21 protein-coding genes are annotated in these 24815 nt (G+C 68.1%); 3 read left to right on the forward strand and 18 right to left on the reverse strand.

Annotation, left to right across the window (positions count from 1 at the left end; translation table 11 throughout):
* Positions 1–2: 2 nt before the first annotated feature.
* Genes nuoN through G3I56_RS37590 form a run of 14 tightly spaced genes read right to left on the reverse strand, consistent with a single transcriptional unit; the run spans position 3 to position 15990 of the window.
* Complete coding sequence (gene nuoN / locus G3I56_RS37525) at positions 3–1652, reverse strand: NADH-quinone oxidoreductase subunit NuoN (RefSeq protein WP_164417082.1); 1650 nt, start codon at positions 1650–1652, stop codon at positions 3–5.
* Complete coding sequence (locus G3I56_RS37530) at positions 1649–3244, reverse strand: NADH-quinone oxidoreductase subunit M (protein WP_164417084.1); 1596 nt, start codon at positions 3242–3244, stop codon at positions 1649–1651. Before G3I56_RS37530 ends, nuoN begins: the two co-directional genes overlap by 4 nt.
* Positions 3245–3249: 5 nt before the next feature.
* Positions 3250–5151: an NADH-quinone oxidoreductase subunit L gene (gene nuoL, locus G3I56_RS37535; protein WP_164417086.1), complete on the reverse strand. Its 1902-nt coding sequence runs from the start codon at positions 5149–5151 to the stop codon at positions 3250–3252.
* 14 nt (positions 5152–5165) lie between these two features.
* Positions 5166–5465 carry an NADH-quinone oxidoreductase subunit NuoK gene (gene nuoK / locus G3I56_RS37540; RefSeq protein ID WP_046585936.1) on the reverse strand — a complete coding sequence of 100 codons (300 nt, stop codon included), beginning with the start codon at positions 5463–5465 and terminating at the stop codon, positions 5166–5168.
* Positions 5462–6328: an NADH-quinone oxidoreductase subunit J gene (locus G3I56_RS37545; RefSeq protein ID WP_164417088.1), complete on the reverse strand. Its 867-nt coding sequence runs from the start codon at positions 6326–6328 to the stop codon at positions 5462–5464. Before G3I56_RS37545 ends, nuoK begins: the two co-directional genes overlap by 4 nt.
* On the reverse strand, positions 6325–6936 hold the full coding sequence (gene nuoI / locus G3I56_RS37550) for an NADH-quinone oxidoreductase subunit NuoI (RefSeq protein ID WP_164417090.1): 612 nt from the start codon (positions 6934–6936) through the stop codon (positions 6325–6327). The genes G3I56_RS37545 and nuoI overlap by 4 nt, the downstream gene beginning before the upstream one ends.
* Entirely contained in the window at positions 6929–8293 is a 1365-nt protein-coding gene (gene nuoH / locus G3I56_RS37555; RefSeq protein ID WP_164417092.1) for an NADH-quinone oxidoreductase subunit NuoH, read from the reverse strand. The genes nuoI and nuoH overlap by 8 nt, the downstream gene beginning before the upstream one ends.
* Positions 8290–10794, reverse strand: a complete 2505-nt coding sequence (locus G3I56_RS37560; RefSeq protein ID WP_164417094.1) for an NADH-quinone oxidoreductase subunit G — start codon at positions 10792–10794, stop codon at positions 8290–8292. The genes nuoH and G3I56_RS37560 overlap by 4 nt, the downstream gene beginning before the upstream one ends.
* Positions 10791–12140, reverse strand: coding sequence for an NADH-quinone oxidoreductase subunit NuoF (gene nuoF, locus G3I56_RS37565; protein WP_343240174.1), 1350 nt, complete (start codon positions 12138–12140; stop codon positions 10791–10793). Before nuoF ends, G3I56_RS37560 begins: the two co-directional genes overlap by 4 nt.
* Complete coding sequence (gene nuoE / locus G3I56_RS37570; RefSeq protein ID WP_164417171.1) at positions 12137–12955, reverse strand: NADH-quinone oxidoreductase subunit NuoE; 819 nt, start codon at positions 12953–12955, stop codon at positions 12137–12139. Before nuoE ends, nuoF begins: the two co-directional genes overlap by 4 nt.
* Positions 12956–12984: 29 nt before the next feature.
* Complete coding sequence (locus G3I56_RS37575) at positions 12985–14307, reverse strand: NADH-quinone oxidoreductase subunit D (RefSeq protein WP_164417098.1); 1323 nt, start codon at positions 14305–14307, stop codon at positions 12985–12987.
* Positions 14304–15065 (reverse strand): NADH-quinone oxidoreductase subunit C, encoded by a 762-nt coding sequence (locus tag G3I56_RS37580; RefSeq protein ID WP_164417100.1) that lies wholly within the window; start codon positions 15063–15065, stop codon positions 14304–14306. The genes G3I56_RS37575 and G3I56_RS37580 overlap by 4 nt, the downstream gene beginning before the upstream one ends.
* Positions 15062–15616: an NADH-quinone oxidoreductase subunit B gene (locus G3I56_RS37585; RefSeq protein ID WP_006382209.1), complete on the reverse strand. Its 555-nt coding sequence runs from the start codon at positions 15614–15616 to the stop codon at positions 15062–15064. The genes G3I56_RS37580 and G3I56_RS37585 overlap by 4 nt, the downstream gene beginning before the upstream one ends.
* A 14-nt stretch (positions 15617–15630) precedes the next feature.
* Positions 15631–15990 carry an NADH-quinone oxidoreductase subunit A gene (locus G3I56_RS37590; RefSeq protein ID WP_005476348.1) on the reverse strand — a complete coding sequence of 120 codons (360 nt, stop codon included), beginning with the start codon at positions 15988–15990 and terminating at the stop codon, positions 15631–15633.
* 721 nt (positions 15991–16711) lie between these two features.
* Between G3I56_RS37590 and G3I56_RS37595 the strand changes: the two genes are divergently transcribed.
* Positions 16712–17578 carry a C40 family peptidase gene (locus G3I56_RS37595; protein ID WP_164417102.1) on the forward strand — a complete coding sequence of 289 codons (867 nt, stop codon included), beginning with the start codon at positions 16712–16714 and terminating at the stop codon, positions 17576–17578.
* A 175-nt stretch (positions 17579–17753) separates the two neighbouring features.
* On the opposite strand, the gene G3I56_RS37600 is transcribed toward G3I56_RS37595, so the two are convergent.
* Positions 17754–19037 (reverse strand): geranylgeranyl reductase family protein, encoded by a 1284-nt coding sequence (locus G3I56_RS37600; RefSeq protein ID WP_164417104.1) that lies wholly within the window; start codon positions 19035–19037, stop codon positions 17754–17756.
* Between the two features lie 99 nt (positions 19038–19136).
* On the opposite strand from G3I56_RS37600, the gene G3I56_RS37605 reads away from it, so the two are divergent.
* Positions 19137–19643, forward strand: a complete 507-nt coding sequence (locus G3I56_RS37605) for a GNAT family N-acetyltransferase (RefSeq protein ID WP_164417106.1) — start codon at positions 19137–19139, stop codon at positions 19641–19643.
* Between the two features lie 170 nt (positions 19644–19813).
* Complete coding sequence (locus tag G3I56_RS37610; protein ID WP_164417108.1) at positions 19814–20152, forward strand: PASTA domain-containing protein; 339 nt, start codon at positions 19814–19816, stop codon at positions 20150–20152.
* A 47-nt stretch (positions 20153–20199) separates the two neighbouring features.
* On the opposite strand, the gene G3I56_RS37615 is transcribed toward G3I56_RS37610, so the two are convergent.
* The 3 genes from G3I56_RS37615 to G3I56_RS37625 form a co-directional block, all read right to left on the reverse strand.
* Positions 20200–20895 (reverse strand): demethylmenaquinone methyltransferase, encoded by a 696-nt coding sequence (locus G3I56_RS37615; RefSeq protein ID WP_164313565.1) that lies wholly within the window; start codon positions 20893–20895, stop codon positions 20200–20202.
* Positions 20896–20999: 104 nt separating this feature from the next.
* The gene (locus G3I56_RS37620) at positions 21000–22337 is read right to left on the reverse strand and encodes an acyltransferase (RefSeq protein WP_164417110.1); all 1338 of its coding nucleotides are present in this window, start codon (positions 22335–22337) and stop codon (positions 21000–21002) included.
* Positions 22334–24799, reverse strand: coding sequence for a bifunctional polysaccharide deacetylase/glycosyltransferase family 2 protein (locus G3I56_RS37625; protein WP_164417112.1), 2466 nt, complete (start codon positions 24797–24799; stop codon positions 22334–22336). Before G3I56_RS37625 ends, G3I56_RS37620 begins: the two co-directional genes overlap by 4 nt.
* Positions 24800–24815: the final 16 nt, after the last annotated feature.

A 24815-nucleotide genomic window follows, 5' to 3' on the forward strand; every position in this document is an offset into this window, starting at 1 on the left:
GCTCAGCGCACGAAGACGCCCGCCTGGTTCGCCAGGTCGAGGAAGTACTGCGGCGCCACACCCAGCACCACGGTGACCGCCACCCCCACCCCGATCGCCGTCATGGTCAGCGGCGACGGCACGGCGACGGTGGGGCCGTCGGGCCGGGGCTCGCTGAAGAACATCAGCACGATCACCCTGATGTAGAAGAACGCGGCGATCGCCGACGAGATCACACCGACCACCACCAGCGATCCCGCGCCGCCCTCGGCCGCCGCCTTGAACACGGCGAACTTCCCGGCGAAGCCGGAGGTCAGCGGAATTCCGGCGAAAGCCAGCAGGAACACCGCGAACACGGCGGCCACCAGCGGCGAACGGCGTCCCAGCCCCGCCCACTTGGACAGGTGGGTCGCCTCTCCCCCGGCGTCCCGCACCAGGGTGACCACGGCGAACGCCCCGATCGTGACGAACGAGTACGCGCCCAGATAGAACAGGACGGAGGAGACCCCGTCCGGTGTCATCGCGATGACACCCGCGAGGATGAACCCGGCGTGCGCGATGGACGAGTAGGCCAGCAGCCGCTTGATGTCGGTCTGGGTGATCGCGACGATCGCGCCGCCCAGCATGGTGACGACCGCGACGCCCATCATGACCGGCCGCCAGTCCCAGCGCAGGCCCGGCAGCACGACGTACAGCAGCCGCAGCAGCGCGCCGAACGCCGCCACCTTCGTCGCCGCCGCCATGAAGCCCGTCACCGGGGTGGGCGCGCCCTGGTACACGTCCGGCGTCCACATGTGGAACGGCACGGCGCCGACCTTGAACAGCAGACCCATGACGATCATCGCGGCGCCGATGAGCAGCAGCGCGTCGTTGCCCATGGTGTCGGCGAGTGCCGGGTCGACGTTCTTGATGGTGCCGTCGACGACCTGGGCGATCGTTCCGTACGACACCGAGCCCGCGTAGCCGTACAGCAGGGCGATGCCGAACAGGGTGAACGCGGAGGCGAAGGCGCCGAGCAGGAAGTACTTGACCGCGGCCTCCTGCGACATGAGCCGCTTGCGGCGGGCCAGGGCGCACAGCAGGTACAGCGGGAGCGAGAAGACTTCCAGGGCCACGAACAGGGTCAGCAGGTCGTTGGCCGAGGGGAAGACCAGCATGCCGCCGATCGCGAACAGCAGCAGCGGGAACACCTCGGTGGTGGTGAACCCGGCTTTCACCGCGGCCTGTTCGCTGTCGCTGCCCGGCACGGACGCGCCCTGCGCCGCGAACGAGTCGACGCGGTTGCCGTGGGCCTCGGGGTCGAGGCGCCGTTCGGCGAAGGTGAACAGTCCGACGAGTCCCGCGAGCAGGATCGTGCCCTGCAGGAACAGTGCGGGCCCGTCGACTGCGATCGCGCCCATGGCCGCGATGCCGGCCTTGGTGGTGCCGTACCCGCTCGTCGCGAGCCCCACGACCGCGGCGAACGCGGCGGCGAGGGCGACGACGGACACGAACAGCTGTACGTAGTAGCGGGATTTGCGGGGCACGAACGCCTCGACCAGGATCCCGACGATCGCCGCACCGATGACGATCAGGGTGGGCGACAACTGCCCGTATTCGATCTTCGGCGCGTCGATCTTGGAAATCGGATCGGCCGCCGTTGTCCACAGGCTGTGGACGGCTGCTGCGCTCACTTGGCCGCCTCCACCTCGGGCTGGGGGTCCTTCTTCTGGACGTCGGACATGGTCTGCTTGACCGCCGGGTTGACGATGTCCGTCAAGGGCTTCGGATAGACGCCCAGGAAGATCAGCAGGACGATCAGTGGCGTCACGACCACGAGTTCACGCAGCCTGAGATCCGGCATCTCGGCGACCTCCGCCTTCACCGGGCCCGTCATCGTCCTCTGGTAGAGGACGAGGGTGTAGAGCGCGGCGAGGACGATGCCGAAGGTGGCGATGATGCCGACCACCGGGTAGCGCGCGAACGTGCCGACCAGGACCAGGAACTCGCTCACGAAGGGCGCGAGGCCCGGGAGCGACAGGGTCGCGAGCCCACCGATCAGGAACGTGCCGGCGAGCACCGGGGCGACCTTCTGGACGCCTCCGTAGTCGGCGATGAGCCGCGAGCCGCGCCGCGAGATCAGGAAGCCGGCCACCAGCATCAACGCGGCCGTCGAGATCCCGTGGTTGACCATGTACAGCGTCGCGCCCGACTGGCCCTGGCTGGTCATCGCGAAGATGCCCAGGACGATGAACCCGAAGTGCGAGATCGACGCGTACGCGACCAGCCGCTTGATGTCCCGCTGCCCGACCGCGAGCAGCGCCCCGTAGATGATGCTGATCAGCGCCAGTACGAGGATGACGGGCGTCGCCCACTTCGACGCCTCCGGGAACAGCTGGAGGCAGAAGCGGAGCATCGCGAAGGTGCCCACCTTGTCGACGACCGCCGTGATCAGCACGGCGACCGGCGTGGTGGCCTCCCCCATGGCGTTGGGCAGCCAGGTGTGCAGCGGCCACAGCGGCGCCTTCACCGCGAAGGCGAAGAAGAAGCCCAGGAACAGCCAGCGTTCGGTGTTCGTCGCCATGTGCAACGAGCCGTCGGCCCGTGCGGCGGCGATCTGCGTGAGCGAGAAGTTCCCGGCCACCACATAGAGGCCGATCACCGCAGCCAGCATGATCAGGCCGCCGACGAGGTTGTAGAGGAGGAACTTCACGGCCGCATACGAGCGTTGGGTGGACGCCGTCTCCTCGCCGTGCTCGTGGGCACGGTCCCCGAAGCCGCCGATGAGGAAGTACATCGGGATGAGCATGGCTTCGAAGAAGATGTAGAAGAGGAAGACGTCGGTGGCCTCGAAGGAGATGATCACCATCGCCTCGACGGCCAGGATCAGCGCGAAGAAGCCCTGGGTTGGCCGCCAGCGCCCCGCAGCGAAGCTGCTAAGAGATGCGTCCCCGGTCTCCAGGGGGTCGGCGTCGTGCCAGCCGGCCAGGATCACGAACGGGATCAGCAGTGCGGTCAGCGCGATGAGCACCACGGCGATGCCGTCCACACCCAGCTCGTACCGCACCCCGAAGTCCTTGATCCAGGCGCGGGATTCGGTGAGCTGGTAGCGGTCGCCGCCCGGGTCGAAGCGCACCAGGACGACCGCGGCGAGCACCAGCGTGGCGAGCGAGACGAGCAGCGCCAGCCACTTGGCGGCGGTGCGCCGCGCGGCCGGTACGGCCGCCGTGGCGATCGCCCCGAGGGCCGGGAGCGCCGCCGTCGCTGTCAGGAGGGGAAAGGACATCGGTATCAGACCGCCCTCATCAGCAGGGTCGCGGCGATGAGGATCGCCGCACCCCCGAACATCGAGACCGCGTACGAGCGCGCGTAGCCGTTCTGCAGCTTGCGGAGCCGTCCGGAGAGGCCGCCCATGGAGGCCGCCGTGCCGTTGACGACCCCGTCGACCAGGGTGTGGTCGACGTACACCAGGGAGCGTGTGAGGTGCTCTCCGCCGCGTACGAGGACGACGTGGTTGAAGTCGTCCTGGAGGAGGTCGCGCCGGGCGGCCCGGGTGAGCAGCGATCCGCGCGGAGCGACGACCGGGACCGGACGGCGCCCGTACTGGGCGTACGCGGTACCGACGCCGATGACGAGCACGACCATGGTGGCCAGCGTGACCGTGAGGGCGCTGATCGGCGGGTGTCCGTGCGCGTGCTCGGTGACGGGCTCCAGCCAGTTCAGGAAGCGGTCGCCGATGCCGAAGATCCCGCCCGCGAAGACCGACCCGAAGGCCAGCACGATCATGGGGATCGTCATGGACTTCGGGGACTCGTGCGGGTGCGGCTCGTTGCCATTCTCGTCGGGCTGCCAGCGCTTCTCGCCGAAGAACGTCATCAGCATCACTCGCGTCATGTAGTACGCGGTGATGGCCGCGCCGAGCAGAGCCACGCCGCCGAGGATCCAGCCCTCGGTGCCACCCTTGGCGAACGCCGCCTCGATGATCTTGTCCTTGGAGAAGAAGCCGGACAGACCCGGGAAGCCGATGATGGCGAGGTAGCCGAGGCCGAAGGTCACGAAGGTGACGGGCATGTGCTTGCGCAGGCCGCCGTACTTCCTCATGTCGACCTCGTCGTTCATGCCGTGCATGACCGAGCCGGCGCCGAGGAACAGTCCGGCCTTGAAGAAGCCGTGGGTCACCAGGTGCATGATCGCGAAGACGTAGCCGATGGGGCCGAGGCCGGACGCGAGGATCATGTAGCCGATCTGCGACATGGTCGAGCCGGCCAGCGCCTTCTTGATGTCGTCCTTCGCGCAACCGACGATCGCACCGAAGAGGAGCGTGACGGCACCGACCACGGTGACCACCAACTGGGCGTCGGGCGCCGCGTTGAAGATCTCCCCGGACCGGACGATCAGGTACACGCCCGCGGTCACCATCGTCGCCGCGTGGATGAGGGCCGAGACCGGGGTCGGGCCCTCCATCGCGTCCCCGAGCCAGGACTGCAGCGGCACCTGGGCGGACTTGCCGCAGGCTGCGAGCAGCAGCATCAGGGCGATGGCGGTGAGCTTGCCCTCACCCGTCTCACCGGTGGCTTCGAGGACCGGCCCGAAGGTGAAGGTCCCGAAGGTGGTGAACATCAGCATGATGGCGATCGACAGGCCCATGTCGCCGACACGGTTGACCAGGAACGCCTTCTTCGCGGCGGTCGCGGCGCTGGGCTTGTGCTGCCAGAAGCCGATCAGGAGGAACGAGGCGAGGCCGACGCCCTCCCAGCCGACGTACAGCAGCAGGTAGTTGTCGGCGAGGACGAGCAGCAGCATCGCCGCGAGGAACAGGTTCAGATAGCCGAAGAAGCGGCGGCGCCGCTCGTCGTGCTCCATGTACCCGATCGAGTACACGTGGATCAGCGAGCCGACGCCGGTGATCAGCAGGACGAACGTCATCGACAGTTGGTCGAGCTGGAAGGCGACGTCGGCCTGGAAGCCCTCGACAGGGACCCAGCTGAACAGGTGCTGCATCAGGGCGCGGTGCTCGGCGTCCTTGCCCAGCATGTCGACGAAGAGGACCACGCCGATCACGAAGGAGCCGGCGGCCAGCGCCGTGCCGATCCAGTGGCCGACGGCGTCCAGCCGCCGGCCGCCGCACAGCAGTACGGCCGCTCCGAGCAGAGGCGCCGCCACCAGCAGCGCAATCAGATTCTCAGCGTTCACGGTTCAGCGACCCCTTACAGCTTCATCAGGCTGGCGTCGTCGACCGAGGCCGAGTGGCGGGAACGGAACAGGGACACGATGATCGCGAGCCCGACGACGACCTCCGCGGCGGCGACGACCATCGTGAAGAAGGCGATGACCTGCCCGTCGAGATTGCCGTGCATCCGGGAGAAGGTGACGAACGCGAGGTTGCAGGCGTTGAGCATCAGCTCGATGCACATGAAGACGACGATCGCGTTGCGCCTGATCAGGACACCGGTGGCGCCGATCGTGAACAACAGGGCGGCGAGATACAGGTAGTTGACCGGGTTCACTTCGACGCCTCCCCGCTGTCCGAGCGACCGGCTGCACTACTGGCCGGTCCGATGTTGGTGCGCTCCAGACGGTCCTCGGCGCGCTGTTCCAGGGCCTTGAGGTCGTTGATGGCCTCGGCGGACACATCACGGATCTGGCCGCGCTGACGCAGCGTCTGCATGACCGACAGTTCGGCCGGGGTGCCGTCGGGCAGCAGGCCCGCGACGTCCACCGCGTTGTGCCGGGCGTACACACCGGGGGCGGGCAGCGGTGGCAGGTGCTTGCCCCGCACGCGCTCTTCCGACATCTCGCGCTGGGTCTTGGCGCGCTCGGTGCGCTCGCGGTGCGTGAGCACCATGGCGCCGACGGCGGCCGTGATCAGCAGGGCACCGGTGATCTCGAAGGCGAACACGTACTTCGTGAAGATGAGGGCGGCCAGGCCCTCCACGTTGCCGTTCGCGTTGGCCTGGCCGAGGCCGGCGAACTCCTTCAGGGAGGCGTTTCCGATGCCCGCGACCAGGAGGACGCCGAAGCCGAGCCCGCACAGCAGGGCCAGCCAGCGCTGGCCCTTGATGGTCTCCTTGAGGGAGTCCGCGGCGGTGACACCGACGAGCATGACCACGAAGAGGAACAGCATCATGATCGCGCCGGTGTAGACGACGATCTGGACGACGCCCAGGAAGTAGGCGCCGTTGGCCAGGTAGAACACCGCCAGGATGATCATGGTTGCGGCGAGACAGAGCGCGCTGTGCACGGCCCGCCTCATGAAGACGGTGCACAGGGCGCCGGCTACGGCTACGGTGCCGAGCACCCAGAACTGGAAGGCCTCACCCGTGGAGGTGCCGGCAGAAAGAGTGGCTGCGGCGGCGAGCTGCGCGCTCATGCTCCCACCCCCTCTTCCTCGGGCTTCTCGCCCCTGGAGACGGCTACCTGACGCACCGTGCCGGGGGCGGCCTCGGTGACCAGCCCCTGGTAGTAGTCCTGCTCGTCGGTGCCCGGGAAGATCGAGTGGGGCGATTCGACCATGCCCTCGTCGAGTCCGGCGAGCAGCTGTTCCTTGGTGTAGATGAGGTTGGCGCGGCTGCTGTCGGCCAGCTCGAACTCGTTCGTCATCGTCAACGCGCGCGTGGGGCACGCCTCGATGCACAGCCCGCACAGGATGCAGCGGGCGTAGTTGATCTGGTAGACCGCGCCGTACCGCTCACCCGGCGAGTAGCGCTCCTCGTCGGTGTTGTCGGCGCCCTCCACATAGATGGCGTCCGCGGGGCAGGCCCAGGCGCACAGTTCGCAGCCGACGCACTTCTCCAGGCCGTCCGGATGGCGGTTGAGCTGGTGCCGTCCGTGGAACCGGGGAGCGGTGGTCTTCTCCTGCTCGGGGTACTGCTCGGTCAGCCGCTTCTTGAACATGGCCTTGAAGGTCACGCCGAAGCCGGCCACGGGGTTCTGGAAGCCGGGCTTCGACTGCCCGGTCTCCTTTGGCTCCTCAGCCATCGGACGCCTCCTTTCCATCCAGAGATCCGTCACTGCCAGTATCGGGCCCACCACTGACAATCAACTCGCGCTCACGGCGCGGGCGCCTGCGTGGCACCGCCGGCGCCTCCTGTCCCGGCAGTGGCGGTACGGGGAATCCGCCCGCCATCGGGTCGAAGGCGACGGGTTCGGCAGCGGCTGCCTGCTCCGCCTTGCCCCGGTCGCGGAAGATGTCGACCACGAAGGAGAGCAGCAGCAGGGCGAGGACACCGCCGCCGACGTAGAGGGCGATGTCGGCGAAGTCGTAGTTCTCGTTGCGCAGGGTCCGTACGGTCGCGACGAGCATCAGCCAGACCAGCGAGACCGGGATCAGGACCTTCCAGCCGAGCTTCATCAGCTGGTCGTAGCGCACGCGCGGGAGGGTGCCGCGCAGCCAGATGAAGAAGAACAGCAGCAGCTGCACCTTGATGACGAACCAGAGCATCGGCCACCAGCCGTGGTTGGCGCCCTCCCAGAAGGTGCTGATGGGGTAGGGAGCCCGCCAGCCGCCCAGGAAGAGCGTCACCGACACGGCCGAGACGGTCACCATGTTGACGTACTCGGCGAGCATGAACAGCGCGAACTTGATCGACGAGTACTCGGTGTTGAAGCCGCCGACCAGGTCGCCCTCGGACTCCGGCATGTCGAAGGGGGCGCGGTTGGTCTCGCCGATCATCGTCACGACGTAGATGAGGAAGGAGACCGGCAGCAGGACGATGTACCAGCGGTCGTGCTGCTGTTCGACGATGGTCGAGGTCGACATCGACCCGGAGTAGAGGAACACCGAGGCGAAGGCGGCGCCCATGGCGATCTCGTACGAGATCATCTGGGCGCAGGACCGCAGACCGCCCAGCAGGGGGTAGGTGGATCCGGAACTCCAGCCCGCGAGCACGATGCCGTAGATGCCGACCGAGGCGACCGCGAGGATGTAGAGCATCGCGATCGGCAGGTCGGTGAGCTGCATCGTCGTACGGGTGCCGAAGATCGAGACCTCGTTGCCGGCCGGTCCGAAGGGGATGACCGCGATCGCCATGAAGGCCGGGATGGCCGCGATGACCGGCGCGATGATGTAGACGACCTTGTCCGCGCGCTTGACGATCAGGTCTTCCTTGAGCATCAGTTTCACGCCGTCGGCGAGCGACTGGAGCATGCCCCAGGGGCCGTGCCGGTTGGGGCCGATGCGCAGCTGCATCCAGGCGACGACCTTGCGTTCCCACACGATGGAGAACAGCACGGTGATCATCAGGAAGGCGAAGCAGAAGACCGCCTTGACGACGACCAGCCACCACGGGTCGGTGCCGAACAGGGAAAGGTCTTCAGCGGCGAGGTACGGGCTCATGCCTCCACCTCCTTGGGTGCGTCGGAGGCGAGGGTCGCCGGGCCGATGCGGACGAGTGCGCCGGGCAGCGCCCCGGTGTCGGAGGCGACGCCGCCTCCGGTGGAGTTCAGCGGCAGCCAGACCACGCGGTCGGGCATCTCGGTGACCCTGAGGGGGAGTTCGACCGTCCCGGTGGCACCGGTCACGGCGAGCAGATCGCCCTCCTTGACCCCGGCTTCGGCCGCCGTGGCGGCCGACACGCGCGCGTGTGCGGCGTGCCGCGTCCCGGCGAGCGCGTCGTCGCCCTCCTGGAGACGCCCCTGGTCGAGCAGCAGCCGGTGCCCGGCGAGGACCGCTTCTCCTACGGCCGGACGTGGCAACTGGGCACCGATCTCCAGGGGGTTGGTGGCCCGCGTCCCGTCCCAGGACCCGAGTCGGTCCAGTTCGGCCCGCGCGGTCCGCAGATCCGGCAGTCCCAGGTGTACGTCCATGGCGTCGGCCAGCATCTGGAGCACACGGGCGTCGGACGGCGCGACACGCCGGGTCATCTGGTCGGGCTTGAGCGCGGCCTCGAAGGGACGGCCCCGGCCCTCCCAGTTGAGGAAGGTGCCCGCCTTCTCGGCGACCGCGGCGACCGGGAGTACGACGTCGGCGTTCTCGGTGACCTCGCTGGGCCGCAGTTCCAGCGACACCAGGAAGCCCACCTCACGAAGCGCTTCACGCGCGCGCGGCGGATCCGGCAGGTCGGCGACCTCGACGCCGGCGACCACCAGGGCCTGCAACTCGCCTCCGGCGGCGGCCTCGACGATCTGGCCGGTGTCACGGCCGAAGCGGTGCGGAAGCTCGGCCACGCCCCAGGCGACGGCGACCTCGTCCCTCGCGCGCGGGTCGGTCGCCGGACGCCCGCCCGGCAGCAGGGACGGCAGCGCGCCGGCCTCGACGGCCCCGCGCTCCCCCGCCCGGCGCGGGATCCACACCAGCTGGGCGCCGGTCGTGGAAGCCGCCCGTACGGCGGCGGTGAGACCGCCCGCCACAGCGGCCAGCCGCTCTCCCACGACGATCACCGCGCCCTCGGTGCGCAGCGCCTCGGCGGCGGTCACCCCGCTCTCCTCCAGCCCGAACCCGCTCCCGAGCGCGTCAAGCCACTCGGTCTCGGTGCCGGGGGCGGCGGGGAGCAGCGTGCCGCCGGCCTTCTCCAGGCCGCGCGTCGCGTGCGTGGCGAGCGAGAAGACCTTCTGTCCGTGTCCCCGCCAGGCCTTGCGCAGCCGCAGGAAGACACCGGGCGCCTCCTCCTCGGACTCGAACCCGACGAGCAGGACCGCGGGCGCCTTCTCCAGGGAGGTGTACGTGACACCCGTACCGTCGAGGTCGCGTCCGCGTCCGCCGACCCGGGCGGCCAGGAAGTCGGCCTCCTCGGCGCTGTGCACGCGCGCGCGGAAGTCGATGTCGTTGGTGTCGAGGGCCACGCGCGCGAACTTGCTGTACGCGTAGGCGTCCTCGACGGTGAGCCGGCCGCCGGTGAGAACGCCCGTACGGCTGCGGGCCGCGAGGAGTCCCTGTGCCGCCGCCTCCAGCGCCTCGGGCCAGGAGGCGGGCTCCAGGACGCCGTCGGCGTTGCGGACGAGGGGCGTCTGGAGCCGGTCGGGCTTCTGCGCGTAGCGGAAGCCGAAGCGTCCCTTGTCGCAGATCCAGTCCTCGTTGACCTCTGGCTCGTTGGCCGCCAGGCGCCGCATGACCTTGCCGCGCCGGTGGTCGGTGCGGGTGGCGCAGCCGCCGGAGCAGTGCTCGCACACCGAGGGCGAGGAGACGAGGTCGAAGGGGCGGGAGCGGAAGCGATACGCCGCCGAGGTCAGCGCGCCGACCGGGCAGATCTGGATCGTGTTCCCGGAGAAGTACGACTCGAAGGGGTCTCCCTCACCGGTGCCGACCTGCTGGAGCGCGCCGCGCTCGATCAGCTCGATCATCGGGTCGCCCGCGATCTGGTTGGAGAAGCGGGTGCAGCGGGCGCACAGCACGCACCGCTCGCGGTCGAGCAGCACCTGTGTGGAGATCGGTACGGGCTTCTCGTAGGTCCGCTTCTTGCCCTCGAAGCGGGACTCCGACTGTCCGTGCGACATGGCCTGGTTCTGCAGGGGGCACTCGCCGCCCTTGTCGCAGACCGGGCAGTCGAGCGGGTGGTTGATGAGGAGCAGCTCCATCACACCGTGCTGGGCCTTTTCGGCCACCGGCGAGGTGAGGTGAGTCTTGACGACCATCCCGTCCGTACAGGTGATCGTGCAGGACGCCATGGGCTTGCGCTGGCCCTCGACCTCGACGATGCACTGGCGGCAGGCGCCGGCCGGGTCGAGGAGGGGGTGGTCGCAGAAGCGCGGGATCTCGATGCCGAGCTGTTCGGCGGCGCGGATCACCAGGGTGCCCTTGGGCACGCTGATGTCGATGCCGTCGATCTTCAGCGAGACGAGATCTTCCGGCGGGACCGCCGCGTCGCCCCCTCCGGAGGGAGCGCTCGTGGTCACCGTCATGCGTTCACCTCCGTGCGGTCGGCCCAGGCCGTGGACTTGGCCGGGTCGAAGGGGCAGCCCCGGCCCGTGATGTGGTCCTCGTACTCCTCGCGGAAGTACTTGAGGGAGGAGAAGATCGGCGAGGCGGCGCCGTCCCCGAGAGCGCAGAAGGACTTGCCGTTGATGTTGTCGGCGATGTCGTTCAGCTTGTCGAGGTCGGACATGACGCCCTTGCCGGCCTCGATGTCGCGCAGCAACTGCACGAGCCAGTACGTCCCTTCACGGCAGGGCGTGCACTTGCCGCAGGACTCGTGGGCGTAGAACTCGGTCCAGCGGGTGACCGCCCGGACGACGCAGGTGGTCTCGTCGAAGCACTGGAGTGCTTTTGTGCCGAGCATGGAACCCGCGGCGCCCACTCCTTCGTAGTCAAGAGGGACGTCGAGGTGCTCGTCGGTGAACATCGGTGTCGAGGAGCCGCCCGGTGTCCAGAACTTCAGCCGGTGGCCGGAGCGCATCCCGCCGCTCATGTCGAGGAGTTGGCGGAGCGTGATGCCGAGCGGGGCCTCGTACTGGCCCGGACTGGTGACATGGCCGCTGAGCGAGTAGAGCGTGAAGCCCGGGGACTTCTCGCTTCCCATCGACCGGAACCATTCTTTTCCCTTTTGCAGAATCGCGGGAACCGACGCGATCGACTCGACGTTATTTACAACAGTTGGGCACGCATAGAGCCCTGCGACGGCAGGAAAGGGGGGACGGAGCCGCGGTTGACCCCGGCGGCCTTCGAGCGAGTCGAGCAGTGCGGTCTCTTCACCACAGATGTACGCGCCCGCGCCCGCGTGCACGGTGAGTTCGAGGTCGAGTCCGCTGCCGAGTGCGTCCTTGCCGAGGTAGCCCGCCGCGTAGGCCTCACGTACGGCCTCGTGCAACCGCCGCAGCACTGGCACGACTTCACCACGCAGATAGATGAACGCATGCGAAGACCTGATGGCATAACACGCGATCACAATGCCCTCGATGAGGCTGTGCGGGTTCGCGAAGAGGAGCGGGATGTCCTTACAGGTTCCCGGCTCCGATTCGTCGGCGTTGACAACTAGATAGTGTGGTTTTCCATCGCCCTGCGGAATGAACTGCCATTTCATTCCTGTGGGGAATCCCGCACCACCACGGCCACGCAGACCGGACTCCTTGACATACGCGATGAGGTCGTCCGGAGTCATCGCGAGGGCCTTGCGGAGTCCCTCGTACCCTTCGTGCCGCCGGTAGACGTCGAGGCTCCAGGACCGGTCCTCGTCCCAGAAGGCCGACAGCACGGGTGCGAGCAGCTTCTCGGGGCTGGTGTCGTTGATCTCGGGTGCCAATGTCATCACTCCCCCTCCTCGGTGACGGGCCCCGCCGGGTGGGAGGGGTCGGAAGCCGCCGTGTCCTGCGGCGCGTCGTGCGAACTGAGGTGCTCGGCGGACGACGGGTCGTGCGGCGGCGCGGCCTTGGAGGAACCACCCCTGGGGTGCACCACACGCGCGGGGCTCTCGCCCTTGGCCAGCCGGAGCCCGATCAGCGAGGCGGGGCCGGAGCTGCCGCTCGCCTCGACGGCCCCGTCCCGGGTGTCGGGGAAGCCCGCCAGGATGCGGGCGGTGTCCTTGAACGTGCACAGGGGGGCACCGCGCGTGGGTTCCACCTGCACCCCCGCGCGCAGGTCGTCGACGAGACGCTTGGCGCTGGCCGGGGTCTGGTTGTCGAAGAACTCCCAGTTGACCATCACGACGGGCGCGAAGTCGCAGGCCGCGTTGCACTCGATGTGCTCCAGGGTGACCTTGCCGTCCTCGGTGGTACCGCCGTTGGCGACGCCGAGGTGCTCCTGGAGGGTCTCGAAGATGGCGTCGCCGCCCAGCACCGCGCACAGGGTGTTGGTGCAGACGCCCACCTGGTAGTCGCCGGAGGGGCCCCGGCGGTACATGGAGTAGAAGGTGGCGACCGCGGTGACCTCGGCCGTGGTCAGACCCAGGATGTCCGCGCAGAACCGCATCCCGGTGCGCGTGACATGGCCCTCCTCCGACTGCACGAGATGCAGCAACGGCAGGAGGGCGGACCGGGAGTCCGGGTAGCGGGCGATGACCTCGCGGGAGTCCGCTTCGAGCCTGGCTCGAACGTCGTCCGGGTAAGCGGGCGCGGGCAGTTGGGGCATGCCCAGGCTGACGCCCTCGGGGGTGGTGGTCACCGGTCGACGCCTCCCATCACGGGGTCGATGGACGCGACGGCGACGATGACGTCGGCGACCTGGCCGCCCTCGCACATCGCCGCCATCGCCTGCAGGTTGGTGAAGGACGGGTCCCGGAAGTGGACCCGGTAGGGGCGGGTGCCTCCGTCGGAGACGGCGTGCACCCCGAGTTCGCCCTTGGGTGACTCGACGGCCGCGTACGCCTGTCCCGGCGGGACGCGGAAACCCTCGGTCACCAGCTTGAAGTGGTGGATCAGGGCCTCCATGGAGGTGCCCATGATCTTCTTGATGTGGTCCAGGGAGTTCCCCAGGCCGTCCGGTCCCAGAGCGAGCTGGGCGGGCCAGGCGATCTTCTTGTCGGTGACCATGACCGGGCCGGGCCGCAGCCGGTCCAGGCACTGTTCGACGATCCTGAGCGACTGGCGCATCTCCTCCAGGCGGATCAGGAAGCGTCCGTAGGAGTCGCAGGAGTCGGCGGTGGGGATGTCGAAGTCGAACGTCTCGTAGCCGCAGTACGGCTGGGACTTGCGCAGGTCGTGCGGGAGGCCGGTGGAGCGCAGGACCGGGCCGGTGGCGCCGAGGGCCATGCAGCCGGCCAGGTCGAGGTAACCGACGTCCTGCATACGGGCCTTGAAGATGGGGTTCCCGGTGGCGAGCTTGTCGTACTCGGGAAGGTTCTTCCTCATCTTCTTCACGAACTCGCGGATGTGGTCCACCGCGCCTGGCGGCAGGTCCTGGGCGAGTCCGCCGGGGCGGATGTACGCGTGGTTCATCCGCAGGCCCGTGATGAGCTCGTAGATGTCGAGAATCATTTCACGATCACGGAATCCGTAGATCATGATCGTGGTCGCGCCGAGTTCCATACCGCCGGTGGCGATGCACACGAGGTGCGAGGACAGCCGGTTGAGCTCCATCAGGAGCACGCGGATGAGGGTGGCGCGGTCGGGAATCTGGTCCTCGATGCCGAGGAGCTTCTCGACGGCGAGACAGTAGGCGGTCTCGTTGAAGAAGGACGTCAGGTAGTCCATGCGCGTGACGAAGGTCGTGCCCTGCGTCCACGTGCGGAACTCGAGGTTCTTCTCGATGCCGGTGTGCAGATAGCCGATGCCGCAGCGGGCCTCGGTGACCGTCTCGCCGTCGATCTCCAGGATGAGGCGGAGCACGCCGTGGGTGGACGGGTGCTGCGGGCCCATGTTGACGACGATGCGCTCGTCGTCGGCACGGGCCGCGGACTGGACGACCTCGTCCCAGTCGCCACCGGTGACCGTGTAGACGGTGCCCTCGGTGGTCTCGCGCGGAGTTGCGTGCTGCGTGCTCATGAGTACGACCTCCGCTGGTCCGGAGCCGGGATCTGGGCGCCCTTGTACTCGACGGGGATGCCGCCGAGGGGATAGTCCTTGCGCTGCGGGTGACCCGGCCAGTCGTCCGGCATCATGATCCGCGTGAGGGCCGGGTGGCCGTCGAAGATGATCCCGAAGAAGTCGTAGGTCTCGCGTTCGTGCCAGTCGTTCGTCGGATAGACGGAGACCAGGGACGGGACGTGCGGGTCGCTGTCCGGGGCGCTGACTTCGAGGCGGATCAGCCTGTTGTGGGTGATCGAGCGCAGGTGGTAGACGGCGTGCAGCTCGCGGCCCTTGTCCTGCAGGTAGTGGACTCCGCTCACGCCCGTGCAGAGTTCGAAGCGCAGGGCAGGGTCGTCGCGCAGGGTCTGGGCGACACCGAGCAGGTACGCGCGTTCGACGTGGAACGTCAGCTCGTCGCGGTCGACGACCGTCTTCTCGATCACGTTCTCGGGGACCAGTCCCTGTTCCTCCAGGGCGCCCTCGAGTTCGTCGGCGACCTCGTCGAACCAGCCGCCGTACGGCCGCGCCGAGGCTCCCGGGAGCCGGACCGAGCGGACCAGGCCGCCGTAACCGGACGTGTCGCCACCGTTGTTGGCGCCGAACATGCCGCGCTGGACGCGGATCTCCTCGCCGCCGTCGCCGCGCTGGCCGGGGAGGTTGGAGGCGGCGAGGTCCTTCTCGGGGTTGACCCCCTCGGCCGGCCTGCCTGCTCCGGTGCCGTTCGCGTCGCTCATCGCAGCAGCCCCTTCATCTCGATCGTGGGGAGTGCCTTGAGCGCGGCCTCCTCCGCCTCGCGGGCCGCCTCCTCGGCGTTCACGCCGAGCTTGGAGCTCTGGATCTTCTGGTGGAGCTTGAGGATCGCGTCGATCAGCATCTCGGGCCGTGGCGGGCAACCGGGCAGATAGATGTCGACCGGGACGATGTGGTCGACGCCCTGCACGATGGCGTAGTTGTTGAACATGCCGCCCGACGAGGCGCAGACCCCCATGGAGATCACCCACTTGGGGTTGGGCATCTGGTCGTAGACCTGCCGCAGTACCGGCGCCATCTTCTGGCTGACCCGGCCGGCCACGATCATCAGGTCCGCCTGGCGGGGTGAGCCGCGGAAGACCTCCATGCCGAAGCGCGCCAGGTCGTAGCGGCCCGCGCCGGTGGTCATCATCTCGATGGCACAGCAGGCGAGTCCGAACGTGGCGGGGAAGACGGACGCCTTGCGCACCCAGCCCGCGGCCTGCTCGACGGTGGTCAGCAGGAATCCGCTCGGCAGTTTTTCTTCGAGTCCCATGTCTTAGAGGCCCCTCAGTCCCATTCCAGGCCGCCGCGCCGCCATACGTACGCGTACGCCACGAAGACGGTGAGCACGAAGAGCAACATCTCCACGAGCCCGAAAACACCCAGGGCGTCGAAGGTGACGGCCCAGGGGTAGAGGAAGACGATCTCGATGTCGAAGACGATGAAGAGCATCGCCGTCAGGTAGTACTTGATGGGGAATCGCCCACCGCCGGCCGGCGTGGGTGTCGGCTCGATCCCGCATTCATAAGCTTCGAGTTTGGCCCGGTTGTACCGCTTCGGGCCGATGAGCGAAGCCATGATCACGGAGAAGATCGCAAAGCCTGCCCCGAGGGCTCCCAGTACGAGGATGGGCGCATACGCGTTCACCGCTCCTCGCTCCTCTCAGTCGGCACTGACTGCTGGCGATTGCATGGGCCCGCGCCGCCCCGTCCGCCCGCCAACCCCGCCCGTCCAGACGAAGATCGCGAACATGTGAAGCAGGTCACAAGCCCAACTGCCCCGCATCCTATGCCCGACCGTCTGTGATCTGCGACACGGGGCATTACCGAACCTTTGTGATCTCCACCACCCGACGAAGGATCATGAAGACGGATGAGCGGTGATCTTCGCACCCGAAGCGTCCACGTGATCACCAGTGGTGACATTTTCTCCGGTCATCGCTGGTCACGGGCGGCATCTCAATATCAAGAGACTTCTCTTGCATGCAAATTGGAGATGGACAGGGTGGCTTGATAGTGGAGCGCGTTCACACATGAGGGGGAGCCGCGTAGCGAATGTGGACGGACGGATGTGCGTGCACGCATTCACGAGCGGCGGCGATCGGCGATTCCCTCACGGGACGCACCCCGACCGGTGACCGTTCCGTGACCTGTGCCACACCCGTGAAGGTCTGTGAAGATCGGGGGTTGGCCACCGACCGCAACCAATGGTAGGCAGCGGGCAATTGGGGCGTACCGATGAAAGTGCATGATCACAGGCGTGATCACCCATGTCCGCAATGCCCGTTACGGCGTCAATAAAGAGTGACAGTCCGTGAATTTGGGGGCTCCATTGAACAACTGTGGCGCACCACACGTTTCTTGAAGGTATGGAGGAGTCGCTGGTACCGCTAGTACCCATGTCCCACACCGCTACCGCTCACATACGAAGCCACCGGAAGCCCCGGCGTGCCGGCACCTCGTCGCTGGCGATGCGCGCCGGAGTCGCCGGTGGCGTTCTCAGCACCCTGGCAGTGGCGGGTGCGTCCGGTGCGGCGTACGCCGCCGAGTCCGGGCCGCAGACCATCGAACTGCCCACCCTCACGGCCGACCTGGCCACTCAGATCGCCGAGTCCGCGGACGCCACGCAGCTGGCCGCCGCGAACTACGAGCTCGCGGCCGAGCGTGACGCCGCGGCCTCCAAGGCGGCTCAGGAGGCCAGGAAGGACCTCGCGGAGGCCAAGCAGAAGGCGGAGGCCAAGGAGAAGGCCGAGGCCGCTCGCAAGGCCGCTGCGGAGGCCGCCGTCTCCCGCTCCGCCGAGCGCGCCACGCTGGCCGCCTCCACTTCCACTTCCACCTCCGCCTCCAGCTCGGGGACGACGCAGGTGGCCGCGCCCTCCAGTGGCAGCGTCGCGACCGTCATCGCCTTCCTCAACGCGCAGTTGGGCGACGCCTACGTCATGGGCGCCACGGGCCCCAACGCGTGGGACTGCTCCGCCCTGGTCCAGGCCGCGTTCAAGCAGGTCGGCGTGGATCTTCCCCGGGTCTCGCAGGACCAGTCGATGCAGGGCACCGAGGTCTCCCTGTCGAACCTCGAGGTCGGCGACATCCTGTACTGGGGTGCGAAGGGTTCGGCGTACCACGTAGCGGTGTACGTGGGGAACGGCCAGTACCTGGACGCGGCCAACCCGTCCAAGGGCGTCGTCGTCCAGGACCTCTCCGGATACCCGGCGTCGGGCGCGGTGCGCGTTCTCTGAGCGGGCAGTTGCAGGGGTTCACGTGTGAGGGTCGTTGCCGCTGGTGGGCAGCGACCCTCACCCCTTCTCCGCCCTCGGTCCTTCTCCGCCCCCTCCCCCACCTTTTCGCGCTCTCCGCCCCTACGGGGCCCTGACCCCCTGAGGGGGCCTCGCCTTCAGAGAGGGCTTCCGCCTATCACGCCTTCGGCGCCACCTTGCTCAGGCCGTTGATGATCCGGTCCATCGCGTCGCCGCCCGTCGGGTCGGTCAGGTTGGCCAGCATCTTCAGGGTGAACTTCATCAGCAGGGGGTGGGTCAGACCGCGTTCGGCCGCGATCTTCATGACCTTCGGGTTGCCGATGAGCTTCACGAAGGCGCGGCCCAGCGTGTAGTAGCCGCCGTAGGTGTCCTTGAGCACGCGCGGGTAGCGCTGGAGCGCGACCTCCCGCTGGGCCGGTGTGGCCCGCGCGTGGGCCTGGACGATGACGTCGGCGGCGATCTGGCCGGATTCCATGGCGTAGGCGATGCCCTCGCCGTTGAAGGGGTTCACCATGCCGCCGGCGTCACCGACGAGCAGCAGGCCCTTCGTGTAGTGGGGCTGCCGGTTGAAGGCCATGGGGAGGGCGGCGCCGCGGATCGGGCCGGTCATGTTGTCGGGGGTGTAACCCCAGTCCTCCGGCATCGACGCGCACCAGGCCTTCAGCACCTCGCGCCAGTCGAGTTCCTTGAAGGAGTCCGAGGTGTTGAGCACCCCGAGACCGACGTTCGAGGTGCCGTCGCCCATGCCGAAGATCCAGCCGTAGCCCGGGAGCAGGCGGTCCTCGGCCCCTCGCCGGTCCCAGAGTTCCAGCCAGGACTCCAGGTAGTCGTCCTCGTGGCGCGGAGAGGTGAAGTACGTACGGACCGCGACGCCCATCGGGCGGTCCTCGCGGCGGTGCAGGCCCATCGCCAGGGAAAGGCGGGTGGAGTTGCCGTCGGCCGCGACCACCAGCGGGGCGTGGAAGGTGACCTCGCGCTTGTCCTCACCGAGTTTCGCGTGCACGCCGGTGATACGGCCGGTGCGGTCGTCGGTGATCGGGGCGCCGACGTTGCAGCGTTCGTACAGTCGCGCGCCCGCCTTCTGGGCCTGATGGGCGAGCTGTTCGTCGAAGTCGTCGCGTTTGCGGACGAGGCCGTAGTCGGGGAAGGAGGCGAGTTCCGGCCAGTCGAGCTGGAGGCGGACACCGCCGCCGATGATGCGGAGGCCCTTGTTCCGGAGCCAGCCGGCCTCCTCGGAGATGTCGATGCCCATCGAGACGAGCTGCTTGGTCGCCCGCGGCGTGAGGCCGTCGCCGCAGACCTTTTCGCGCGGGAAGCTGGTCTTCTCCAGCAGCAGTACGTCGAGTCCGGCCTTCGCCAGGTAGTAGGCGGTGGTGGAACCGGCTGGCCCGGCCCCGACGACGATCACATCGGCGGTGTTTTCGGAGAGGGGCTCGGTCACGACGGGTTCTCCCCAAGACTCTCAAATCTGTGTGCCGACAGGCACTGGACATGGGCAGTCTATTCAGCAGCACTGATCACCCGGCTGAAGGGCTGCCCCGTGAACCGAGCGCTCCCCGCAGTACGCCTCCGTGTTCCCACCGACGAGGACGCCTTCGCCTGGCACCGGGTCTTCGACGACCCCGATGTCATGGAGTTCCACGGGGGCAGGTCGGCGGAACTTTCCGTCTACGAGGAACTCACCGCCCGCCAGCGCCGGCACGACGCCGAGTACGGGTTCTGCCTGTGGACCATGCTTGACGAGTCGGACCAGGTCATCGGCTTCACGGGTGCCCAACCGTGGCCACAGGACTGGGGGCCCAAGGGCGAGATCGAGATCGGCTGGCGGCTCGGCCGGGCCCACTGGGGCCAGGGGTACGCCACCGCGGCGGCCGAGTTGACGCTGGAGCGAGTGCGTTCGGCGGGGGTGTCCAGCGTGGTCGCGATGGTCCTCTCCCGCAACGAGCGGTCCATCGCGGTCACCCGGCGGCTGGGCATGCGGCTCACCGACATCTTCACGACGCCGACGCTGGAGCAGGAGGGGCACTGCTATCGGCTTGATCTGTAACCAGGTTGATCCGTAACCACTCGATCTGCGATCAGCTTGGTCTGCGACCAGCTTGGTCTGCGACCACAACCAATTACAGACGGTAGTAATTTGGCGCGGAAAAACACTTAGCGCTTCCGGGCGGTACGCGGCCGGGGTTACCCTGCCCGTACCGCTGGGGGTGACCGTCTGTGCACAGAACACCCAACACACCCGATGTGCGCGTACCGAAACTCGTCGGCCTGATGGCCATGGACGCGCGCGAGAGGGCCAGAGCACACGGGGTGCTCCTCGCCGCGCCCGACCGGCCCGAATTCCAGCTCACCGTCGTCGACCACGTCGTACGGCAGTATCCGCCGCCCGGCGTCGCGATACCACGCGGTGCCGTCGTCACCGTGTGGTTCGACTTCGGGGAGGGAGAAGGCGGCGGGGGCGCGGGGGTGCGCGAGCCCCGGCTGCCGAAGCCGCCCAGGGGCGGACTGGAGCGTGAACTGGACCGGCCGGGGGACGCGTTCGAGATGATCAGGTGACCGGCAGGGAACAGGGCAACAGACAAACAGGGAGAGGGCCGCGACAGCTACGGCTGCTTGAAGCCTCGGTGCAGGGCCACGACACCGCCCGTGAGGTTGCGCCAGGCCGTCTTCGACCAGCCTGCTTCGCGCAGCAGTTCGGCCAGGGCCGGCTGGTCGGGCCAGGCGCGGATGGACTCGGCGAGGTAGACGTACGCGTCGGGGTTCGAGGAGACCGCGCGGGCGACCGGAGGCAGGGCGCGCATCAGGTACTCCGTGTACACCGTGCGGAAGGGTGCCCAGGTCGGGTGTGAGAACTCGCAGATCACGACCCGTCCGCCGGGGCGCGTGACCCGGTACAGCTCACGCAGCGCCGCGCCCGTGTCCTGGACGTTGCGCAGCCCGAAGGAGATCGTCACCGCGTCGAAGGTGTCGTCCTTGAAGGGCAGCTTGGTGGCGTCGCCCGCCGTGAAGGGCAGCCAGGGGTGGTTCCGCTTGCCGACCCTGAGCATGCCGAGCGAGAAGTCGCAGGGGACGACATACGCACCCGTGCGGGCGAAGGGGAGGGAGGACGTGGCCGTACCGGCGGCCAGGTCGAGGATCTTCTGCGCCGGGCGGGCGTCGACCGCCTTGGCAACCTCCTTGCGCCACACGCGGTCCTGGCCGAGCGACAGCACGTCGTTCGTGAGGTCGTACCGTTCCGCCACGTCGTCGAACATCGAGGCGACTTCATGCGGCTGCTTGTTCAGGGATGCGCGGGTCACGTGCCCATTGTGGCAGTACGTACGTCACGGTATCCCGGCGGCACGGGCGCGGGCCGGGCGTACCTGAAGCGCCCGGCCCCTCGCCGCACCACTCGGCCGGCCGCCTACGGCAGCAGTTTCGGTTTCTTCTTGGCGGCGACGTCCTCCACCCAGCCGCACAGCAGGATGAACACGGCGATCAGGATCCAGCCGATGCCGAACATGAACCACTGGCTCTCCAGCGGCAGGTACTTCTCGAAGGCGGGGACGTTCCAGAACTGGTCGATCAGCGGGACGGCCAGGATCAGCGCGATCTCGTGCCAGAGGTAGAGCGTGACGGCGCGCGCGTTGAAGATCGTCACGATCCGGTCGAGCCGCTTGTAGCGGGTCAGCCCCGCGAAGTCGATCTCGAAGTGCGCCTTCGCGTACATCAGCAGCGTCACGAAGCCCGCCGACCAGAACGCCTGCGCGAGCGGGATGTCGTCGAGGTCGTAGGAGCCCGTCTCGGCCTGGTGGGTGAAGGCGTACCAGCCGCCGAAGCCGATGGCGGCCAGGGAGAGGAGGACCACCAGCGCCGGCTTGAGGCGCTGCAGGACGCCCTCGCGGTGCGCGAAGCCGAGGACCCAGCAGAAGAGGAAGGTCGCCAGGTCGGTGAGGCCACTGCCGAAGCGGTTGTCCGGGGGCTCCCAGAAGTTGTGGAGCACCACGATCGGGGCCAGGGAGAGGAGGAGTACGGCCACCGGGGCCAGGCGGAACGTCCGCAGCAGGAGCGGCGAGAGGAGGACGAACCAGAGGTATGTGCGCAGGTACCAGAGGATCTCCCAGGCCTGCTGGCCCCAGGCGTTGCCCGGCGGGTCGCCCAGTGGCACCACCCAGAAGACGATCTGCCAGCCCGGCATCCAGTCGTGGACCATCATCGCGACGATCACGAAGAAACCCCAGAACCAGAAGGGGGGCAGGAGCCGGCGGACCCGGCTTCTGATCACCTTGAGCGCGGGGCGTTCCAGGGACTTCGCCATCAGCGTGCCGGCCAGGGCGAACATGATCCCCATGGAGGGGAACACCATGCCGGCCCAGGCCCACCCGAAGGTGTGGTAGGTGACGACGCGGACCAGGGCGACGGCTCGGAGGGTGTCGAAGTAGCGGTCGCGGTCCGCCGGTTTCCTCGCCTTCGGCGGGAGCTCGGTCTCCTTGGTGTCGGTGAAGCTGGTGTCGGTGGAGGCGGCGTCCGGCTCCGCCACCTGCTCCTCCACGTGCTCGGGGGCGTACTCCTGCTGCTCGTAGGAGACTTGGCCGTAGTCGACCTGGCCGTAGTCGACGTACTGCTGGGGGTAAGGCTCCTGCGGGTACGGCTGCTGGGCGGGATACGGCTGTTGCCCGTGCTCGTTTCCGTAGCCGTAGTTGTTGCCGTAGGCATGGTTCTGGTTGTGGCCGTAGCCCTGTTGATCCGTCCCCCAGCTCATCGGTTCGCCCCCGCCGGGGTGCCGACCTCGCCCGTGCGCTTCAGTTTCTGCCAGCGCAGTCGACCGCCGGTGAGGGCGGTGATGCAGGAGTGGATGAGGACGAGGTACATCATCTGGCGGTAGGCCAGTTGCTGCAGCGGCATCATCAGCAGGTAGCGGTACTTCTCGCGGTCCAGGCGGAACGCGTAGGCGGCGCAGACGAGTTGGATGCCCAGGACCGCGAGCCACGCCAGCAGGGCCGCCTGGAAGTCGATGAAAATCATCGAGTAGGCCGTGAAGACGTCGATCAGCGGTGCGAAGACCGGCGTGACGATCTGGAAGATGACCACCAATGGCATGCCCACGCGGCCGAAGCGGCCCGAAGGACCCTTGTCCGTCAGGGACTTGCGGTGCTTCCAGAGGGCCTGCATGGTGCCGTACGACCATCGGTAGCGCTGCGACCACAGCTGCTTGAGCGAGGCGGGCGCCTCCGTCCAGGCCCTGGCGTGCTCCTGGTAGACGACCCGCCAGCCCGCACGGTGCATCGCGATGGTGATGTCGGTGTCCTCGGCGAGCGTGTCCTCGCTCATGCCGCCGACCTCGATGACCGCGTCTCGACGGAACGCGCCGATCGCGCCGGGGATGGTCGGCATACAGCGCAGCAGGTCGTACATACGACGGTCGAGGTTGAAGCCCATCACGTACTCGATGTGCTGCCAGGCGCCGATGATCGTGTTGCGGTTGCCGACCTTGGCGTTGCCCGCGACCGCGCCGACCTCGGGGTCGGCGAAGGGCTGCACGAGCTGGTGCACGGCGTCCGGTTCGAAGACGGTGTCGCCGTCCATCATCACGACGATGTCGTAACTGGCGCTGCGTACACCGTTGTTGAGGGCGGCCGGCTTGCCCGCGTTCTCCTGGCGGATAACCCGGACGTTCGTCATGCCGAAGGAGAGGGCCGCGTCGCGTGCGATCTGGGACGTGTTGTCGTCAGAACCGTCGTCGACGACGATGATCTCGATCGGGTGGGTGCTCTTCGCCAGCGACTCAAGGGTGTTGGCGATGCACTCCTTCTCGTTGTACGCGGGCACGATCACGGTCACCGGCCTGGTGACCGTCGGTCCCCAGCTGAACTTGCCGCCCTTGCCGCCCTTGCCACGCTTCCGGTTGCGTTGGCGGTAGTGGCGGCGGGCGAGGATCAGCATCATCCCGAACCGGCCCATGACGGCGAAGCCGACGACCGCGAGTCCGGTCGCCAACCCCGGTACGGCCCATTCGGCGACCGCCACGGCCGCGATGAGGGCCTTGCCCTCGTAGAGGGTCGCGCCGGTGGCGGTGCGGTGGGCGGCCTGGAGGCTCGATGTGCCCGTGCCTCCCGGGCCGTTGCCCGTCTGTCCGTTGCCTGCCTGTCCGTTGCCGAACTGGCCGTTGCCCTGCTGCCCGTTGCCCGGTTGGCCGGTCGGCGCGCCGCCGGGCTGCTGGCCCTCGGCGGTGCCCGGAGCACCCGTGGCCGCGTCTGTGCCCGTACCCGAGCCCGCGGTGGCCCCCGTACCCGAACCTGCCGCCGTACCCGTACCGGTGGCCGTCTGCTGCGCGCTCGACGCCTGCTGCTGGATCGCGCCGCTGATGGTGGTGAAGGTGTAGCCGGCCGCCTTCATCTTCTTGATGTACGTCGGCAGTGCCTTGATCGTCTGTGAGCGCTCGCCGCCGGCGTCGTGGAAGAGCACCGAGGCGCCCTTGCCGTCCTCCGGCGTGGCCCACTTGATGATCTTCGAGACACCGGGCCGCTTCCAGTCGTCGCTGTCCGTGTCCACGAAGACGCTGGTGTAGCCCTCCTCGCCGAGCTTCTTGTAGACGGGCCAGCTGTAGTTGTCGATGGCGTCCGCCTCCGACGAGTACGGCGCCCGGAACAGCGTCGTCGTGATGCCGGCCGCGCCCGCCAGCGCGAGCTGCGTCTGCTGCATCTCGCGGTTGACGCGGGCGTCGCTCTGGTAGGAGAGGTCGACGTGCGTGAAGGTGTGGATGCCGATCTCGTTGCCCTGTTCGACCGCCGTCTCCACGATGTCCGGGTAGCGCGACACCATCGAGCCGACCACGAAGAACGTGCCGGGGACGTCGCACTCCTCAAGGATCTTGAGGACCTGGGGCGTCCAGGTGGGGTTCGGACCGTCGTCGAAGGTGAGCGCGATGGTCTTCTCCGGCACGGACCGGGTCACGGCCTGCCCGTTGCGGAAGCTGACTATCGGCCCGCCGTCGATGACCTTGTCGGGTACGTCGCTGGAGCTGGCCCCGGTGCGTACGCGCTGGTCGCCGCCGACCTCCGCGCGCAGATAGCCGTCGAGCAGCATCACGCTGGTCAGCGCGAGCAGGAGCAGCATGGCGAGGATGACTCGCGGTTTCTGCAGCGCCGCGGCCTTGCCTGCGGCCCGCTGCACCTTCGAGGGAGCGCGCCTGCGGCCGCGTCGTGAGGTGGTCGTCGTAGTCATATGGTGGCTGCGTTCC

Source organism: Streptomyces sp. SID12488, assembly GCF_010548275.1.
Classification (GTDB): domain Bacteria; phylum Actinomycetota; class Actinomycetes; order Streptomycetales; family Streptomycetaceae; genus Streptomyces.

Excerpts from the sequence above, each read along its gene's own strand:
- G3I56_RS37530 (WP_164417084.1), bottom strand. The coding sequence starts at position 3,244 with ATGTCCTTTCCCCTCCTGACAGCGACGGCGGCGCTCCCGGCCCTCGGG.
- G3I56_RS37545 (WP_164417088.1), bottom strand. The coding sequence starts at position 6,328 with ATGAGCGCGCAGCTCGCCGCCGCAGCCACTCTTTCTGCCGGCACCTCC.
- nuoI (WP_164417090.1), bottom strand. The coding sequence starts at position 6,936 with ATGGCTGAGGAGCCAAAGGAGACCGGGCAGTCGAAGCCCGGCTTCCAG.
- nuoH (WP_164417092.1), bottom strand. The coding sequence starts at position 8,293 with ATGAGCCCGTACCTCGCCGCTGAAGACCTTTCCCTGTTCGGCACCGAC.
- G3I56_RS37560 (WP_164417094.1), bottom strand. The coding sequence starts at position 10,794 with ATGACGGTGACCACGAGCGCTCCCTCCGGAGGGGGCGACGCGGCGGTC.
- nuoE (WP_164417171.1), bottom strand. The coding sequence starts at position 12,955 with ATGCCCCAACTGCCCGCGCCCGCTTACCCGGACGACGTTCGAGCCAGG.
- G3I56_RS37575 (WP_164417098.1), bottom strand. The coding sequence starts at position 14,307 with ATGAGCACGCAGCACGCAACTCCGCGCGAGACCACCGAGGGCACCGTC.
- G3I56_RS37580 (WP_164417100.1), bottom strand. The coding sequence starts at position 15,065 with ATGAGCGACGCGAACGGCACCGGAGCAGGCAGGCCGGCCGAGGGGGTC.
- G3I56_RS37585 (WP_006382209.1), bottom strand. The coding sequence starts at position 15,616 with ATGGGACTCGAAGAAAAACTGCCGAGCGGATTCCTGCTGACCACCGTC.
- G3I56_RS37595 (WP_164417102.1), top strand. The coding sequence starts at position 16,712 with ATGGAGGAGTCGCTGGTACCGCTAGTACCCATGTCCCACACCGCTACC.
- G3I56_RS37620 (WP_164417110.1), bottom strand. The coding sequence starts at position 22,337 with ATGAGCTGGGGGACGGATCAACAGGGCTACGGCCACAACCAGAACCAT.
- G3I56_RS37625 (WP_164417112.1), bottom strand. The coding sequence starts at position 24,799 with ATGACTACGACGACCACCTCACGACGCGGCCGCAGGCGCGCTCCCTCG.